Source organism: Streptomyces sp. (assembly GCF_036566765.1).
Lineage (GTDB): Bacteria > Actinomycetota > Actinomycetes > Streptomycetales > Streptomycetaceae > Streptomyces.
Genome location: NZ_DATCVQ010000715.1, coordinates 1 through 17,310, shown reverse-complemented (window position 1 = coordinate 17,310; position 17,310 = coordinate 1). Strand labels below are relative to the sequence as shown.

Here is a 17,310-nt window from a genome sequence, read left to right as displayed (position 1 = left end):
GCCCTGGCGGGTGCCCGAGGTCGGGGCGCCCTGGCGGGTGCCCGAGGTCGGGGCGCCCTGGCGGGTGCTCGTGCCGCCGCGGCTGCCTCGGCGGCGGGAGCGGGACGGGGCGGAGCCGGGCTTCGAGGACCTGGCCGGCTGCGGCGGGGCAGGGGTCTCGATGACGACCGGGGTGCCGGAGGGCTCGCGGGCGCCGGTGACCTCCGTGAGGCGGGCGTCGCTCGACTTGATCTGAGCGGTCTGCGGGGTGATGCCCGCGTGGGTCATGAGGCGGGACATGTCGCGCTTCTGCTCCGGGAGGACCAGGGTGACGACGCTGCCGGACTCGCCGGCGCGGGCGGTGCGGCCGCCGCGGTGGAGGTAGTCCTTGTGGTCCTGGGGCGGGTCGACGTTGACGACCAGGTCCAGGGCGTCGACGTGGATGCCGCGGGCCGCGACGTTCGTCGCGACGAGGGCGTTGACCTGGCCGTTCTTGAACTGGTCCAGCGTGCGGTTGCGCTGCGGCTGCGAGCGGCCGCCGTGCAGGCCGGCCGCGCGGACGCCGCTCGCGAGGAGCTGCTTGACCAGGCGGTCGACCGCGCGCTTGGTGTCCAGGAAGAGGATCGTCCGGCCGTCGCGGGCGGCGATGCGGACGGTGACGGTCTTCTTGTCGGTGGCGTCGGCCACGTACAGCAGGTGGTGCTCCATCGTGGAGACCGCGCCCGCCGACGGGTCGACGGAGTGGACCACCGGGTCGTCCAGGAACATCTTGACCAGGCGGTCGATGTTCTGGTCGAGGGTGGCCGAGAACAGCATCCGCTGCCCGCCCGGCTCGACCTGCTTCAGCAGCGCCGTGACCTGCGGAAGGAAGCCCATGTCGGCCATCTGGTCGGCCTCGTCGAGGACGGTGATCGCCACCTGGTCGAGCCGGACGTCGCCGCGGTCGATCAGGTCCTTCAGCCGGCCCGGGGTGGCCACCAGGACCTCCGCGCCACGGCGCAGCGTGCCCGCCTGCCGGGTGATCGACAGGCCGCCGACGACGGTCGCGATCCGCAGGTTCACGGCCGTGGCGTACGGCGCGAGGGCGTCGGTGACCTGCTGGGCCAGCTCGCGCGTGGGCACCAGGACCATGGCCAGCGGGGCCTTCGGCTCGGAGCGGCGGCCGGCGGTCCGGGCGAGCAGGGCGAGGCCGAAGGCGAGGGTCTTGCCGGAGCCGGTCCGGCCGCGGCCGAGGATGTCACGGCCGGCGAGCGAGTTCGGCAGGGTCGCGCCCTGGATCGGGAACGGCTCGGTGACGCCCTGCGCGGCGAGGGTCTTCACCAGCGCGGGCGGCATGTCCAGGGCGTCGAAGGACTCCACGGCGGGCAGGGCGGGCGTCACCGGCTCCGGCGCGGTGAACTCGCGCGGCGGCGGAGGACTGGCCGGGCCGCGCCCCTTGCCCTTGCCGCCCCTCGGGGCGGCCTTGGGGGCCGCGGCCTTCGCGGGGCGCCGCCGGGAGGCGGGGCGTTCGGAGCGGGTCATGGATCTGCCTTCCTGGCCTGGGCACAGCACTCGCCGGGACTCCCGCATGGGGTTCCGGCGAGGGGGCGACGCGTCCGGAGGGATTCCGGCCGTCGAGGAGCTGTCCAGGATGTGTCGAGGAGCTTTCGGGGTGTTTCGGGGTATCCGGAGAAGTTCCGGAGCATCCCGGAAACGACGACGCGCCTGAGGGTCATTCCCGCGTCAGGGGCGCATGAAGTCCATGGGTACCGAAACCACAACCAAGCGACCCTAGCACGCGGGGCCCTCCGAACCCGAGATTCTCGTCATGGACATCACAGCCCCCGACAGCCCCTACGCCATGCGGCACGCCCCTCGACACCGCTTCGTCTAGAGGCGTTCGATGATCGTCACGTTCGCCTGACCGCCGCCCTCGCACATCGTCTGGAGGCCGAAGCGGCCGCCCGTGCGCTCCAGTTCGTGCAGCAGCGTCGTCATCAGCTTCACGCCCGTCGCGCCCAGCGGGTGACCCAGGGCGATCGCGCCGCCGTTGACGTTGACGCGCTCCGGGTCCGCGCCGGTCTCCTTCAGCCAGGCGAGGACGACCGGGGCGAAGGCCTCGTTGATCTCGACGAGGTCGATGTCGTCGATGGTCAGGCCGGTCTTCTTCAGCGCGTACGCGGTCGCCGGGATCGGCGCGGACAGCATCCGGATCGGGTCCTCGCCGCGCACCGACAGGTGGTGGACGCGGGCCCGCGGGGTGAGCCCGTGCTCGCGCACCGCGCGCTCGCTCGCCAGCAGCATGGCCGCCGCGCCGTCCGAGACCTGCGAGGAGCAGGCCGCCGTGATCGTGCCGCCCTCGACGACCGGGGCCAGGCCCGCCATCTTCTCCAGGCTGGTGTCCCGGCGCGGGCCCTCGTCCGCCGTCACGTCCCCGTACGCGACCGTCTCCCGCTCGAAGCGGCCCTCGTCGAGGGCGCGCAGCGCGCGCCGGTGGGAGCGGAGGGCGAACTCCTCCTGGTCGCGCCGGGTGATCCCCCACTTCTTCGCGATCAGCTCGGCCCCGTGGAACTGGTTCACCGGCGCGTCCCCGTACCGCGCGCGCCAGCCCTCGCTGCCCGCGTACGGCCCCTCCGTGAGGCCGAGCGGCTCGGCGGCCTGCCGGGACGCGAAGGCGATCGGGATCATCGACATGTTCTGCGTGCCGCCGGCGACGACCAGGTCCTGGGTGCCGGAGAGCACGCCCTGCGCGGCGAAGTGCACGGCCTGCTGCGAGGAGCCGCACTGCCGGTCGACGGTGACGCCCGGGACCTCCTCCGGGAGCCCGGCCGCCAGCCATGCCGTACGGGCGATGTCGCCGGCCTGCGGCCCCACGGTGTCGAGGCAGCCGAAGACGACGTCCTCGACGGCGGCGGGGTCGATCCCGCTCCGCTCGACCAGCGCCTTGAGGACATGCGCGCCGAGGTCGGCGGGGTGGACAGCGCAGAGCCCTCCCCTGCGCCGGCCCACGGGGGTCCGTACCGCTTCGACTATGTACGCCTCGGCCATGACGCCTCCTTGGTGGGTCACGCGCGTGCGTCACGCGCGTGGGTTACGTGCGTACGGCGATCCCGTCGAGCACCATCGACAGGTACTGACGGGCGATCTCCTCCGGGCTGTGCTGCCCGCCCGGCCGGTACCAGGACGCCGCGACCCACACCGTGTCGCGCACGAACCGGTAGGTGAGCCGGATGTCCAGGTCCGCCCGGAAGACCCGTGCGGCGACCCCGCGCTCCAGCGTCCCGAGCCACGCCTTCTCGAACTTCTGCTGCGAGTCGGCGAGGTAGTGGAAGCGGGGCTGGTCGTTCAGGTGCCGGGACTCCTTCTGGTAGATGGCGACGGCGGCGCGGTGCCGGTCGATCTCCCGGAAGGACTCGGTGACGAGCGCCTCGATGGTCTCCCTGGGCCCGAGGCCGGCGGCGAGCACGGCGTCGTACCCCTCCCACAGCTCGTTCAGGAAGGTGGAGAGGATCTCGTCGAGCATCGATTCCTTGGAATCGAAGTGGTAGTAGAGGCTGCCGGCGAGCATGCCGGCCGCGTCGGCGATCTTGCGGACGGTGGTGGCGTTGTACCCCTGGGCGGCGAACACCTCGGCCGCCGTGTCGAGGAGTTCACGGCGCCGCTCGGGAGTGGCGGTCACCTGGGTCTTCTTCTTGTTCGGCACATCACCATTCTGGTCCTACGCGTGCTGGCTGCTGACGGAGACGGTCTCGCCCGTCATGTACGACGAGTAGCCGCTGGCGAGAAAGACGATCACGTTGGCGATCTCCCAGGGCTCGGCGTACCGGCCGAACGCCTCGCGCTCGGTGAGCTCGGCGAGCAGCTCGGCAGAGGTGACCTTCACCAGGTGCGGGTGCATCGCGAGGCTGGGCGAGACCGCGTTGACGCGGACGCCGTACTCCGCCGCCTCGATCGCCGCGCACCGGGTCAGCGCCATCACGCCCGCCTTGGCGGCGGCGTAGTGGGCCTGGCCCGCCTGGGCGCGCCAGCCGACGACGGAGGCGTTGTTGACGATCACCCCGCCGGTGGCGTCCTTGAAGTGCCGCAGGGCCGCGCGGGTGCAGCGGAAGGTGCCGTTCAGGGTGACGTCGAGGACCCGGGTCCACTGCTCGTCGGTCATGTCGACGAGGGCGGCCGTGCCGCCGAGGCCGGCGTTGTTGACGACGACGTCGAGTCGGCCGTGCAGGCGTACGGCCTCGGCGAACAGCGCGCCCACCTGCTCCTCGTCGGTGACGTCGCAGGGCAGGGAGGCGACCCGGTCGGGGCCGAACTCGGCGGCGAGGGCCTCCGCGGTCTCCTTGAGGCGGCGCGCGTGGGCGTCGCTGATCAGGATCCGGGCGCCCTCCTCCAGGAAGCGGCGGGCGGTGGCCCCGCCGATGCCCGCGCCCGCGGCGGCGGTGATCACGGCGGTGCGCCCGGTCAGCAGTCCGTGCCCGGGCTCGTAGGCGGGAGGCGGTACCTCCGGGATCTCCGGTACCTCCGGGAACTCCTCGACGGTGCTCATGGCCGTACGTTAACCTACCAAACACTTGTTAGGGAAGCTCCCGATGAAGCGGAGGGCGACGGTCTGATGGATCTTCACGAGAGCGCGGACCTAGGGGAGTTCCGCGCGCAGGCGCGGGAGTGGCTGCGCCGGCACGTGCCCGCCGAGCCGCTGCCGTCCCTCGAGACCGCCGAGGGCTTCGCCGCGCACCGCGCGTGGGAGGCCGAACTCGCCGCCGCGCGCTGGTCGGCGGTGTCCTGGCCGGAGGAGTACGGCGGCCGGGGCGTCGACATCTTCCACTGGCTGGCCTTCGAGGAGGAGTACTGGGCGGCCGGCGCGCCAGGCCGGGTCTCCCAGAACGGCATCAACCTGCTCGCCCCCACCCTCTTCGACCACGCCGACGAGGAGCAGCGGGCCCGGGTGCTGCCGTCCATGGCGACCGGAGAGGTGGTCTGGGCGCAGGCCTGGTCCGAGCCGGAGGCGGGCTCCGACCTCGCGTCGCTGACCTCGCGGGCGGTGCGGACCGAGGGCGGCTGGCTGCTGTGGGGGCAGAAGACCTGGTCGTCGCGGGCGGCCTTCGCGGACCGCGCCTTCGGGATCTTCCGTACGGACCCGGCGGCCCCGAAGCCGCACCAGGGCCTGACGTACCTGATGTTCGACCTGCGCGCGCCCGGCGTCACGGTCCGGCCGATCGGCCGGCTCGACGGCAAGCCCGCCTTCGCGGAGCTCTTCCTCGACCGGGTCTTCGTCCCCGACGCGGACGTGATCGGCGAGCCGGGGCAGGGCTGGCGGATCGCCATGTCGACGACCGGCAACGAGCGCGGGCTGATGCTCCGCTCCCCCGGCCGCTTCCTGGCCGCCGCCGACCGTCTCGTACGGCTCTGGCGGGAGCGGGACGGCGCCGGGGGGCCGGGAGAGGACACCGCGCTGCGGGAACGGGTCGCGGACGCGGTGATCGGGGCGCGGGCGTACCAGCTGTTCACGGCGGCGGGCGCGGCGCGGTTCGCGGGCGGCGCTGGGGGTACCCCCGCTCGAGCGGAGCCGAGAGTGGGGGACATCGGCGCGGAGTCCAGCCTCAACAAGGTGTTCTGGTCCGAGTACGACATCGCCCTGCACGAGACGGCGCTCGATCTGCTGGGCGCGGACGGGGCACTGGCCGACGGGGAGTGGGCGGAGGGCCATGTCTTCTCGCTCGCCGGCCCGATCTACGCCGGCACGAACGAGATCCAGCGCGACATCATCGCCGAGCGCCTGCTCGGCCTCCCGAAGGGCCGCCGCTGATGGGTTTCCTGCTCACCGACGAACAGCGGGACTTCGGCCGCTCTCTCGACGCGATGCTCGCGGCCGCGGACACTCCGGCGGTGATCCGCGCCCGCGCCGCCGGCGACGACGCACCTGGCCGAGCGCTGTGGGAACGGCTCGCGGAGGCGGGCGTGTTCGCGCTCGCGGTCCCGGAGGCGTACGAGGGGGTGGGGCCGCTCCCGGTCGAGACGGCGGTCGCCTTCGAGCAGCTCGGCCGGCACGCGGTCCCGGGCCCGCTGGCGGAGACCGTCGCGGCGGCCGCGCTGCTGACCGCCCTGGCGGAGGCGGGGGCCGAGGCCCCGGCGAAGCGCTTTCTGCCGGAGTTGGCGACCGGCAGGACCGTGGCGACGCTGTGCGTCCCCCACTGCGCCGCGTACGCCCCCGACGCCGACGCGGCCGACGTGATCCTCGTCGTCTCGCAGGACCGGCTGCTGCTCGCCCCCGGCCACGAAGAGGTGCGGGAGTCCGTCGATCCGGCGCGGCGGCTCGCGCGGCCCGTACCCGGCGGGGAGGTGCTCGCGGCCGGGCCGGCCGTCGTCGAGGCGGCCGCGCAGGCGCGGCGGTGGGCGGCGTTGGCCACGGCCGCGCAGTGCCTGGGCCTCGGGCGGGCGCTCCTTGACCGGACGGTCGCGTACACGAAGCAGCGCACCCAGTTCGGCGTGCCGGTCGGCTCGTTCCAGGCGGTCAAGCACCGGCTCGCGGACGTGCTGATCGGGCTCGAGTTCGCCCGGCCGCTGCTGCACGGGGCGGCGCTCACGATGACCGACGCCGACGTGGCGGCGGCCAAGGCGACGGCCGGCGAAGCCGGGTACGCCGCCGCGCGCGCCGCGCTCCAGCTGCACGGCGCGATCGGCTACACCGAGGAGCTCGACCTCTCGCTCTGGCTGCGCAAGGCCCGCCCGCTGCGCGACGCCTGGGGAACCCCGGCCGAGTGCCGGGCCGCGGTCCTCGACGCGCAGGTCCTCGACGCGCAGGACGGCTGAGCGCGTCAGGTACGGCGGATCGTGCGGACCGGGCGGCCCGGCTGCCAGGTCCGCACCACCAGCTCGTCGTCCTCGACCGAGGTGCGCACGACCTCCGTCAGCTCCAGCCGGAACAGATGGAACGGCAGCGGCGCGCCGAGCTCCTTCGCGAACCGGTCCAGGGTCTCCTGGTCGGTGACCTCCACCGCCCGCCCGGAGACCCGTACGTCCCCGCCGCCCATGCCCGTGCCCTCGCCCGGGTTCGCAAGCAGCGAGAAGCGGGGGTCGCGCCGGAGGTCCAGCGCCTTGCGCGAGTCGGGCATCATCGCGAGTACCAGCTCGTCCAGCGGGAACTTCGCCTCCAGCCCGGTCAGCCGGGGCGAACCGTCCTTGCGCAGGGTCGCGAGGACGTGGTGCGTGTACTGCTCGAACCGTGCGCGCACGGTGGCGGCGAGCTCGGGTTCGGCCTGCTGGAAATCTGCCCAGGTGGTGATCATGGGGACATGGTCGCCCGGATACCCGACATCTTCTGTCGGGATTACTCCGCGCGTCCCGTATTACTCCGCGCGTCCGTATTACTCCGCGCGCTCCAACGCGCTGCGCTCCACGCAGAACTCGTTGCCCTCCGGGTCCGCGAGGGTCGCCCAGCCCAGGCCGTCCGGCCGACGGTGGTCGGCGACCAGGGTCGCGCCGAGCCGCAGCAGCCGCTCGACCTCCTCGTCGCGCGTGCGGTCCTGTGGCTGGAGGTCGAAGTGGACCCGGTTCTTCACCGTCTTCGGATCCGGCACGGTGACGAAGAGGACGCCCACGCCCTCGGCCTCCACCAGCGCCTCCGGGTCGCCCGGAGCGTCCTCGTCGGTGATCCGGCCGTCCAGCGCCTGGGCCCAGAACGTGGCCAGCGCGTAGGCGTCGGAGCAGTCGAACGTCACATGTCTCACCAGAGATGCCATGGGTGGCACTATGACCGGCCAACACCCCTGCGGGCCAACGGATTTCGTCAGTGCGCGACGCCCGCGCCCACGCCGTCGCGGACGATGCCCTGCGCCCGGGCCGCGCGCAGCCAGACGGGGAACTCGGCGACCAGCCGCTCGTACAGCTCCGCGTCCGACACCCGGCGCGGGTCCTGGCCGGCGTGGAAGAAGCCGGCGTTGTCGATCGGGCGCTTGGCGGGGACGGCGAGCTCGTCGAGCTTGCGCAGGAATTCGAACTGCCGGCTGCCCGGGTCGCCGAAGCCGATGAACTGCCAGAACAGCGGCAGCTTCGCCGCCTTGCACAGGTAGCGCTCGGCGGCGAGCTTGTTGATCGGGCCGCCGTCCGTCTGGAAGACGACCAGCGCGGGCGCGGTCGAGCCACTGTCCAGGTAGTGGTCGATGACGGCGTCCATCGCCAGGTGGTAGCTCGTCTTGCCCATGTGGCCGAGCCCGGCGACGATCCGGTCGATCCGGCCCTGGTGGTCGGCGAGCGCGATGTCGGTCTCGGCGTCGATGTCGGTGGAGAAGAACACCACCGGCACCCGGCCGTCGTCGTCCAGGTGCGTGGAGAGCCCGAGGACCCGGTCGGCGAGGGCCTGCACGCTGCCGTCGTTGTAGTACGGCTTCATCGAACCGGAGTAGTCGACCACCAGGTACACGGCGACCCGCTGCCCCTCCAGGCCGTGCTTCTGGACCGAGACTCCGGCGGCCTTGTGCAGGCTGACCAGGGCCGGGGCGGTCTCCTCGATCTTGCGCAGGCTCAGCGCCATGGGGGCAGGTCTCCGTTTCGGCGTACGGCGGTCGCGGGTCTGCCGAGCGTACGTGACATACCCGTCCGTACGCCAAGGAGTCGCCGATCAGGGGGCGTTGACCCGACATGTGCCCAAACGCGCCGCGGCGCCCGCCCAAGTGTCCGGTCGGGGACAGGGCGAGCGCCGCGTAGTTCCGTACGTCGTTGTACGGGACATTCAGGGGACGGTCAGACCGTCAGTGCACGATCAGACCACCAGCGAGCGGTCCGTCGGGCGGATCGGGGCCGGCAGTTCGCTGGCGCCGGTCAGGAAGCGGTCCACGCCGCGCGCCGCAGAGCGGCCCTCGGCGATGGCCCACACGATCAGCGACTGGCCGCGGCCGGCGTCGCCGGCCACGTACACGCCGTCGACGTTGGTCGCGAAGTCCGCGTCGCGGGCGATGTTACCGCGCTCGTCGAGCGCCAGACCGAACTGCGCGACCAGGCCGTTCTCGACGTCCGTGCCGGTGAAGCCCATCGCAAGGGTGACCAGCTGGGCGGGGATCTTGCGCTCCGTGCCCGGCTTCTGGGTCAGCTTGCCGTCGACGAACTCGACCTCGACCAGGTGCAGGAACTGGACGTTGCCGTCCTCGTCGCCCTCGAAGTGGGTGGTGGAGACGGAGTAGACCCGCTCGCCGCCCTCTTCGTGCGCCGAGGTGACCTTGTACAGCATCGGGAAGGTCGGCCAGGGCTGCCCCGCGGACCGCTCCTCGCCCGGCTGCGGCATGATCTCCAGCTGGGTGACGGAGGCCGCGCCCTGGCGGTGGGCGGTGCCCACGCAGTCCGCGCCGGTGTCACCGCCGCCGATGACGACGACGTGCTTGCCCTCGGCGGTGATCGGCGAGGCCACGAAGTCGCCCTCGACGACCTTGTTGGCGAGCGGCAGGTACTCCATCGCCTGGTGGATGCCGCTCAGCTCCCGGCCCGGGACGGGCAGGTCGCGGGCGGTGGTCGCGCCGGCGGCGATGACGACCGCGTCGAACCGCTTGCGCAGGTCCGTCGCCGTCAGGTCGCGGCCGATCTCGATGCCCGTGCGGAACTTGGTGCCCTCCGCGCGCATCTGCTCGATGCGGCGGTTGATGTGCCGCTTCTCCATCTTGAACTCGGGGATGCCGTAGCGCAGCAGGCCGCCGATGCGGTCGGCGCGCTCGTAGACGACCACGGTGTGGCCGGCCCGGGTCAGCTGCTGGGCGGCGGCGAGACCCGCCGGACCCGAGCCGATGACGGCGGCGGTCTTGCCGGACAGACGCTCGGGCACCTGCGGCTTGACGTCGCCTCCGTCCCACGCCTTGTCGATGATGGAGACTTCGACGTTCTTGATGGTGACGGCCGGCTGGTTGATGCCGAGCACGCACGCGGACTCGCAGGGCGCCGGGCACAGCCGCCCGGTGAACTCCGGGAAGTTGTTGGTGGCGTGCAGCCGCTCCGACGCCGCCGACCAGTCCTCGCGGTAGGCGTAGTCGTTCCACTCCGGGATCAGGTTCCCGAGCGGGCAGCCGTTGTGGCAGAACGGGATGCCGCAGTCCATGCAGCGGCCGGCCTGCTTGCTGATGATCGGCAGCAGGGAGCCGGGGACGTAGACCTCGTTCCAGTCCTTGACGCGCTCGCCGACCGGACGGGTCTCAGCGACCTCGCGCCCGGTGGTCAGGAAGCCCTTGGGGTCAGCCATGGGTCGCCGCCTCCATCATCTTCTCGGTGGTCTCCTGCTCGGAGAGACCGGCGAGCTCAGCGGCGTCCTTGGCGGCGAGCACGGCCTTGTACGTGGTCGGGATGATCTTGCTGAAGCGGCTCGCCGCGGCGTCCCAGTCGGCCAGCAGCTTCTCGGCGACGGTCGAGCCGGTCTCCTCCTGGTGGCGGCGCACGACGTCGTGCAGCCACGCCTTGTCGGAGTCCGACAGGGCCTCGATCGCCTCCAGGTTCCCGGAGTTGACGTTGTCCCGGTCGAGGTCGATCACGTAGGCGACGCCGCCGGACATGCCGGCCGCGAAGTTGCGTCCGGTCTCTCCGAGGACGACCGCCGTACCGCCGGTCATGTACTCGCAGCCGTGGTCGCCCACGCCCTCCGAGACCACCAGCGCGCCGGAGTTGCGGACGCAGAAGCGCTCGCCGGTACGGCCGCGCAGGAAGAGCTCGCCGCCGGTCGCACCGTACGCGATGGTGTTGCCCGCGATGGTGGAGTACTCGGCAAGGTGGTCGGCGCCCCGGTCCGGGCGGACGATCACGCGGCCGCCGGACAGGCCCTTGCCGACGTAGTCGTTGGCGTCGCCCTCCAGGCGGAGCGTGACGCCGGACGGCAGGAAGGCGCCGAACGACTGGCCGGCGGAGCCGGTGAACGTGATGTCGACGGTGTCGGCGGGCAGGCCCGCGCCGCCGAACTTCTTCGTCACGTGGTGGCCGAGCATCGTGCCGACGGTGCGGTTGATGTTGCGGATCGCGACCTGGGCGCGGACCGGCTGGGCGTCCTCGGCGGAGGCCGCGTTCAGGGCCTCGGCGGCGAGCTCGATCAGCTCGTTGTCGAGGGCCTTCTCCAGACCGTGGTCCTGCTCGATCAGGGCGTGGCGAACCGCGCCCTCGGGCAGCGCGGGGACGTGGAACAGCGGGGCCAGGTTCAGGCCCTGCGCCTTCCAGTGGTTCACCGCGCGGCTGGTGTCGAGCAGCTCGGCGTGGCCGACGGCCTCTTCGATGGTGCGGAAGCCCAGCTCGGCGAGGAGCTCGCGGACCTCCTCGGCGATGAACTCGAAGAAGTTGACGACGTACTCGGCCTTGCCGGAGAACCGGTCGCGCAGCACCGGGTTCTGGGTCGCGATGCCGACCGGGCAGGTGTCCAGGTGGCAGACGCGCATCATGACGCAGCCGGAGACGACGAGCGGCGCGGTCGCGAAACCGAACTCCTCGGCGCCCAGCAGCGCGGCGATGACGACGTCGCGGCCGGTCTTGAGCTGGCCGTCGGTCTGGACGACGATCCGGTCGCGCAGGCCGTTGAGCAGCAGCGTCTGCTGGGTCTCGGCGAGACCGAGCTCCCAGGGACCGCCCGCGTGCTTCAGCGAGGTGAGCGGCGAGGCGCCCGTACCGCCGTCGTGGCCGGAGATGAGCACGACGTCCGCGTGGGCCTTGGACACGCCGGCCGCGACCGTGCCGACGCCGACCTCGGACACGAGCTTCACATGGATGCGCGCGACCGGGTTGGCGTTCTTGAGGTCGTGGATCAGCTGAGCCAGGTCCTCGATGGAGTAGATGTCGTGGTGCGGCGGCGGCGAGATCAGGCCGACGCCGGGCGTCGAGTGACGCGTCTTGGCGACCCACGGGTAGACCTTGTGGCCGGGCAGCTGGCCGCCCTCGCCGGGCTTCGCGCCCTGCGCCATCTTGATCTGGATGTCGTCCGCGTTGACCAGGTACTCGCTCGTCACGCCGAAGCGGCCGGAGGCGACCTGCTTGATGGAGGAGCGGCGCGCCGGGTCGTACAGGCGCTCCGGGTCCTCGCCGCCCTCACCGGTGTTGGACTTGCCGCCCAGCTGGTTCATGGCGATGGCGAGGGTCTCGTGCGCCTCGCGGGAGATGGAGCCGTACGACATGGCGCCGGTGGAGAAGCGCTTGACGATCTCGGAGACCGGCTCGACCTCGTCGATCGAGATGGCCTCCCGGTCCGACGTGAAGCCGAAGAGCCCGCGGAGCGTCATCAGGCGCTCGGACTGCTCGTTCACGCGGTCCGTGTACTTCTTGAAGATGTCGTACCGCTTGTTGCGCGTGGCGTGCTGGAGACGGAAGACGGTCTCCGGGTCGAACAGGTGCGGCTCGCCCTCGCGACGCCACTGGTACTCGCCGCCGATGTCCAGCGCGCGGTGCGCGGAGGGGACGCCGGAGGCGGGGTACGCCTTGGCGTGACGGGCTGCGACCTCCTGGGCGACGATGTCGAGGTCGGCGCCGCCGATCTTGGTGGCGGTGCCGTCGAAGTACTTCTCGACGAAGGCGCTGTCGAGGCCGACGGCCTCGAAGACCTGGGCGCCGCGGTAGGAGGCGACGGTCGAGATGCCCATCTTGGACATGACCTTCAGGACGCCCTTGCCCAGCGCGTAGATCAGGTTGCGGATCGCCTGCTCGGGCTCCAGGCCCTCGATGAAGGTGCCGGCGCGGACCAGGTCCTCGACCGACTCCATCGCCAGGTACGGGTTGACCGCGGCAGCGCCGTAGCCGATGAGCAGGGCCACGTGGTGGACCTCGCGGACGTCGCCGGCCTCGACCAGCAGACCCACCTGGGTGCGCTGCTTGGTGCGGATGAGGTGGTGGTGGACGGCCGCGGTGAGCAGCAGCGACGGGATCGGCGCGTGCTCGGCGTCGGAGTGCCGGTCGGAGAGGACGAGCAGGTGCGCGCCGCCCTCGATCGCCGCGTCGACCTCGGCACAGATCTCCTCGATGCGGGCGGCGAGGGCCTCGCCGCCGCCGGAGACCCGGTACAGGCCGGACAGGGTCGCGGCCTTCATGCCGGGCATGTCGCCGTCGGCGTTGATGTGGATGAGCTTGGCCAGCTCGTCGTTGTCGATCACCGGGAAGGGCAGCGTGACGCTGCGGCACGACGCGGCGGTCGGGTCGAGCAGGTTGCCCTGGGGACCGAGGGAGGAGCGCAGCGAGGTGACGAGCTCCTCGCGGATGGCGTCCAGCGGCGGGTTGGTGACCTGCGCGAACAGCTGGGTGAAGTAGTCGAAGAGCAGCCGCGGGCGCTCGGACAGGGCCGCGATCGGCGAGTCCGTGCCCATGGAGCCGAGCGGCTCGCCGCCGGTGCGGGCCATCGGGGCGAGGATGACGCGGAGCTCTTCCTCGGTGTAGCCGAAGGTCTGCTGGCGGCGGGTGACCGAGGCGTGGGTGTGCACGATGTGCTCGCGCTCGGGGAGGTCGGAGAGCTCGATCTCGCCGGTCTCCAGCCACTCCGCGTACGGGTTCTCGGCGGCGAGACCGGCCTTGATCTCGTCGTCCTCGATGATCCGGTGCTCGGCGGTGTCGACGAGGAACATCTTGCCGGGCTGCAGGCGGCCCTTGCGGACGACCTTGGCGGGGTCGATGTCGAGGACGCCGACCTCGGAAGAGAGCACGACGAGGCCCTCGTCGGTGACCCAGTAGCGGCCGGGGCGCAGACCGTTGCGGTCGAGCACCGCGCCGACCTGGACGCCGTCGGTGAAGGTGACGCAGGCCGGGCCGTCCCAGGGCTCCATCATCGTGGAGTGGTACTGGTAGAAGGCGCGCCGGGCCGGGTCCATGGAGTCGTGGTTCTCCCACGCCTCGGGGACCATCATCAGGACGCTGTGCGGGAGGGAACGCCCACCGAGGTGGAGCAGCTCCAGGACCTCGTCGAACGAGGCGGAGTCGGAGGCGTCCGGGGTGCAGACCGGGAAGATCCGCTCGATCTTGTCCGAGCCGAACAGGTCGCTGGCGAGCTGGGACTCACGCGCCCGCATCCAGTTCCGGTTGCCCTTGACCGTGTTGATCTCGCCGTTGTGCGCGACGAAGCGGTACGGGTGGGCCAGCGGCCAGCTCGGGAAGGTGTTCGTGGAGAACCGGGAGTGGACCAGGGCCACGGTGGTGGCGCAGCGGCGGTCCGACAGGTCCGGGAAGAAGGGCTCCAGCTGGCCGGTGGTCAGCATGCCCTTGTAGACGATGGTGCGGGCGGAGAGCGAGGGGAAGTACGTGCCCGCCTCGCGCTCGGCGCGCTTGCGCAGCACGAACGCCTTGCGGTCGAGGGCGATCCCGGTGTTCTCCCCGTCCGCCACGAACAGCTGCCGGAAGACCGGCATGGTGGAGCGGGCGGAGGCGCCGAGCAGCTCGGGGGCGACGGGGACCTCGCGCCAGCCGAGGACGTTCAGACCCTCCTCGGACGCGATCGTCTCGATCTGCGAGACGGCCTGTGCGGAGCCGTCGGCAGGGAGGAAGGCGATGCCGACGGCGTACGCGCCGGCCTCGGGGAGCTCGAATCCGGCGACCTCGCGCAGGAACGCGTCCGGGACCTGGAGCAGGATTCCGGCGCCGTCGCCGGAGTCGGGCTCGGAGCCGGTGGCGCCGCGGTGCTCCAGATTGCGGAGAACGGTCAGCGCCTGTTCGACCAGCTCATGGCTGGCTACACCGGTGAGGGTGGCCACGAACCCGACACCACAGGCGTCGTGTTCGTTACGGGGGTCGTACATCCCCTGCGGGGCGGGGCGACCGTCCATGGGCGACCAGGCGTCGGAACGCATCGGCTCTCCCGTCGTCGTCGTGGCATATGCATTGCCGAGGGACGACGTTGGCCCTCCGCGAAATTTCGTGCAGGTTACATGATGGCTTGCTTCTCGGGAAGCGGATAGCTCATTCCAGCATGCGGACACCGCGAGGCGCGGCGAAGGCGGTTCCGAGGCGTTGGATGGCGGGGGACGTCGTCGTCGACCGCTCGCGAGGAGCAGGCTTCATTGCCTGCTGCGGCGCCTACGGCTGATGCCCGGTGATGTCGGACTCGAAACCGCCGAGTAACGGCTACGTATGTTGCGGTGTGCATAGTGTCCCACCGGGCGACGAAATCCGCGCAGGGAGATATGTCACAGAGGGTGGGGGCACTGCCTGACCTGCGGTGATGCCACGCAGGGGGGCGCACATGGGAGTGGGGCGGGACCGACGAACGGTCCCGCCCCACCCGGCCGACGGCCGCTAGAGGGCCGCGCCGAAGGCCATGCCGAGGCCGTACGTGACGGCCGCCGCCGCTCCGCCGAGCACGAGCTGACGCACGCCGCTGAACCACCAGCTGCGAGCCGTGACCCGGGACACCAGCGCGCCGCAGGCGAACAGCCCGACGAGCGCGAGCAGCACCGCCGGCCACAGGGCGGTGGCCCCGAGCAGATACGGCAGGACCGGCAGCAGCGCGCCGAGTGCGAACGAGCCGAACGACGACACCGCGGCGACGGTCGGCGACGGCAGGTCGTCCGGGTCGATGCCGAGCTCCTCGCGGGCGTGGATCTCCAGCGCCTGCTCCGGGTCGCGGGAGAGCTGCATCGCGACCTCGCGGGCGAGCGCGGGCTCGACGCCGCGGGACGCGTACAGCGCGGCGAGCTCCTCCATCTCGTCGATCGGGTGCTTGCGCAACTGCCGCCGCTCGACGTCCAGTTCGGCCTGGACGAGCTCGCGCTGCGAGGCGACGGAGGTGTACTCGCCTGCGGCCATCGAGAACGCGCCCGCGGCAAGGCCGGCGAGACCGGTGATGACGAGGGTCTGCTGGGAGACCGCGCCGCCGGCGACGCCGGTCATCAGCGCGAGGTTGGAGACCAGTCCGTCCATCGCACCGAACACCGCGGGACGCAGCCAGCCGCCGTTGACGTCACGGTGGGTGTGGTTGTCGCGGTGCGCCGCGTGAAGCGGGGCCTCGATCTCGATGATGGACATGCTTCTCCCCTGTGTTTCCGGCGGGTTGGCGACCCGCCGCCCCTCGACGTCTTCGAAAATACGCCCGATGTAAGGGGCGCGCCAGCAAGGCAGGCCGTACTTACTAAGGCCCGCCTGACCCGCTGAGCTGGGACGTCGGCCGGGATGCCCGCCGGGATGTCAGCCGGGTGACAGAGACGTTTCTTCGGACTCCCGCGGGCGCGCGCGTGGCACGTATCGAGGAATGGAAGCGCGGGAGAGGTGAGCGAGATGGTGACGACGACATGCGATCTGCGCGAGCGCGCCCGGGGCGCGCTGCTCGGCCTCGCGGTCGGTGACGCCCTCGGGGCACCGGCCGAGAACATGCGGCCCTCGGAGATCCGCCGCCGCTGGGGCAGGATCGAGGGCTTCGTGACGGACAGTCCGGCGGGCACGGACGACACGGAGTACGCGATCTTCTCGGGTCTGCTGCTGGCCCGGCACGGCTCGGCGCTGACCGTCTCGCATGTCGAACGGGCCTGGCACCACTGGATCGCCGACCTGGACGAGGGGCCGTTCCGGGGGGCGGGTTTCAGCGAGCGCGGCACGCTGGAGAACCTCCGCCGGGGCCTCGCCGCCCCCATCTCGGCACAGCACCGGCACGCGTGGAGCGACGGACTGGCCATGCGGGCGGCCCCGTTCGGGGTGTTCGCGGCGGGGCGGCCGGCGGAGGCGGCGAGGCTGGTCGCGATCGACGGCAGCGTCAGCCATGACGGCGAGGGCATCTACGGCGGCCAGGCGGTCGCGGCGGGGGTGGCGGCGGCGATGACGGGGGCGTCGGTCACGTCGGTCATCGCGGCGGCGCTCTCGGTGGTCCCGATGGACTCGTGGACGGCGCGCTCGATGCGCCGCGCCGTCGTCGCCGCGCAGCGCCTCCAGCCGGACCCGCTGATCCGCGAACGGACGGTCCGCTCGGCGGTGGTGATCGGCGGCTACCCGTGGACGGACCTGGCGCCGGAGGCGGTGGCGCTGGCGTTCGGCGCGTACGCGGCGGCGCGCGGGGACTTCCGTACGGCGGTCCTGACCGCGGTCAACATGGGCCGCGACGCGGACACGACGGCCGCGGTCGCGGGCGCACTGGCGGGCGCGAGCCGCGGCGCGGCCGCGATCCCCGAGGAATGGTCCTCCGCGATCGCCCCGGTCACCGGCAGCTGCCTCCCCTCCATGCGCGGCTACCACGTCCTGGACATCGCCGACCTGCTGACCCCGGACGAGGAGGAGGCCGCATGACGACGACGGACCCGAGGCTGGGACGTACGGACGAGGAGGACGGGGAGCAGGTCCCGGACGCGCTGCCGGGCGGGGCGGCGAGGGAGGCCGGGCTGCCGGGTCGGCACGGGGGTGCGGGCGCGAGCGCCGTCGACTCGTACCGCGAGCGGGCGGAAGAGGCGG

The 17,310-nt window shown here is 72.1% G+C and carries 13 protein-coding genes; 3 read left to right on the top strand and 10 right to left on the bottom strand.

From position 1 onward, the window contains the following. From VIU94_RS41395 to VIU94_RS41380, 4 genes are all read right to left on the bottom strand, one after another. The coding region (locus tag VIU94_RS41395) for a DEAD/DEAH box helicase (RefSeq protein WP_331920284.1) at window positions 1-1,500 on the bottom strand (1,500 nt) is incomplete at its 3' end. Window positions 1,501-1,848: 348 nt separating this feature from the next. Continuing rightward, window positions 1,849-3,006, bottom strand: coding sequence for an acetyl-CoA C-acetyltransferase (locus tag VIU94_RS41390; protein WP_331920282.1), 1,158 nt, complete (start codon window positions 3,004-3,006; stop codon window positions 1,849-1,851). Between the two features lie 43 nt (window positions 3,007-3,049). Beyond that, complete coding sequence (locus VIU94_RS41385; RefSeq protein WP_331920280.1) at window positions 3,050-3,661, bottom strand: TetR/AcrR family transcriptional regulator; 612 nt, start codon at window positions 3,659-3,661, stop codon at window positions 3,050-3,052. A 15-nt stretch (window positions 3,662-3,676) separates the two neighbouring features. Further along, window positions 3,677-4,501 (bottom strand): SDR family oxidoreductase, encoded by an 825-nt coding sequence (locus VIU94_RS41380; protein WP_331920278.1) that lies wholly within the window; start codon window positions 4,499-4,501, stop codon window positions 3,677-3,679. A 66-nt stretch (window positions 4,502-4,567) separates the two neighbouring features. Between VIU94_RS41380 and VIU94_RS41375 the strand changes: the two genes are divergently transcribed. Further along, window positions 4,568-5,761, top strand: coding sequence for an acyl-CoA dehydrogenase family protein (locus VIU94_RS41375; RefSeq protein WP_331920276.1), 1,194 nt, complete (start codon window positions 4,568-4,570; stop codon window positions 5,759-5,761). Next, window positions 5,761-6,765: an acyl-CoA dehydrogenase family protein gene (locus VIU94_RS41370; protein ID WP_331920274.1), complete on the top strand. Its 1,005-nt coding sequence runs from the start codon at window positions 5,761-5,763 to the stop codon at window positions 6,763-6,765. Before VIU94_RS41375 ends, VIU94_RS41370 begins: the two co-directional genes overlap by 1 nt. 5 nt (window positions 6,766-6,770) lie before the next feature. On the opposite strand, the gene VIU94_RS41365 is transcribed toward VIU94_RS41370, so the two are convergent. From VIU94_RS41365 to VIU94_RS41340, 6 genes are all read right to left on the bottom strand, one after another. Beyond that, entirely contained in the window at window positions 6,771-7,241 is a 471-nt protein-coding gene (locus VIU94_RS41365) for a pyridoxamine 5'-phosphate oxidase family protein (protein ID WP_331920272.1), read from the bottom strand. 78 nt (window positions 7,242-7,319) lie between these two features. Continuing rightward, complete coding sequence (locus tag VIU94_RS41360; RefSeq protein WP_331920270.1) at window positions 7,320-7,694, bottom strand: VOC family protein; 375 nt, start codon at window positions 7,692-7,694, stop codon at window positions 7,320-7,322. A 47-nt stretch (window positions 7,695-7,741) separates the two neighbouring features. Then, complete coding sequence (locus tag VIU94_RS41355; RefSeq protein WP_331920268.1) at window positions 7,742-8,485, bottom strand: vWA domain-containing protein; 744 nt, start codon at window positions 8,483-8,485, stop codon at window positions 7,742-7,744. Between the two features lie 228 nt (window positions 8,486-8,713). Then, on the bottom strand, window positions 8,714-10,174 hold the full coding sequence (gene gltD, locus VIU94_RS41350) for a glutamate synthase subunit beta (protein ID WP_331920266.1): 1,461 nt from the start codon (window positions 10,172-10,174) through the stop codon (window positions 8,714-8,716). Continuing rightward, window positions 10,167-14,726 carry a glutamate synthase large subunit gene (gene gltB, locus VIU94_RS41345; protein ID WP_331920264.1) on the bottom strand — a complete coding sequence of 1,520 codons (4,560 nt, stop codon included), beginning with the start codon at window positions 14,724-14,726 and terminating at the stop codon, window positions 10,167-10,169. The genes gltD and gltB overlap by 8 nt, the downstream gene beginning before the upstream one ends. A gap of 445 nt (window positions 14,727-15,171) precedes the next feature. Continuing rightward, window positions 15,172-15,900 carry a VIT1/CCC1 transporter family protein gene (locus VIU94_RS41340; protein WP_331920262.1) on the bottom strand — a complete coding sequence of 243 codons (729 nt, stop codon included), beginning with the start codon at window positions 15,898-15,900 and terminating at the stop codon, window positions 15,172-15,174. A 249-nt stretch (window positions 15,901-16,149) separates the two neighbouring features. Here VIU94_RS41340 and VIU94_RS41335 point away from each other — a divergent pair, with 249 nt between their 5' ends. Then, window positions 16,150-17,148 carry an ADP-ribosylglycohydrolase family protein gene (locus tag VIU94_RS41335; RefSeq protein ID WP_331920260.1) on the top strand — a complete coding sequence of 333 codons (999 nt, stop codon included), beginning with the start codon at window positions 16,150-16,152 and terminating at the stop codon, window positions 17,146-17,148. Window positions 17,149-17,310 lie beyond the last annotated feature (162 nt).